Raw genomic sequence first — 273 nt, 5'->3', positions numbered from 1 at the left:
GATCAAAATTCTTTACTAAAAATTTCAACATCGTCAGGTCCCAAGTAACATTGTTTTCAACAGCCAAATCTGGCCCTTGCCCTTTAGTAAAGGTGATTGCTGACGCTACTCCTTCAGAATCAAGTAAACTCTCTGTCCCCTCAGGCAAACGCAACTCCATAGAAACATCAAATTGGCTCACGTATTTTATACTTGTATTTGAATAAAATTCAGGAACAGTTTCCAGTGGAACCAAATTTCTTATATCATTTTCTGCATGAACAAGGATCACAT

At 37.4% G+C, this 273-nt stretch carries 1 protein-coding gene; it reads right to left on the bottom strand.

The window, feature by feature from the left end:
* Positions 1-273: CppA C-terminal domain-containing protein (locus tag CF394_RS03825; RefSeq protein WP_207761681.1), on the bottom strand; the 273-nt coding region annotated here is incomplete at both ends.

This window comes from Tetzosporium hominis, assembly GCF_002265435.1.
Lineage (GTDB): Bacteria > Bacillota > Bacilli > Bacillales_A > Planococcaceae > Chryseomicrobium > Chryseomicrobium hominis.
This window is presented reverse-complemented; position numbering and strand designations above follow the sequence as displayed.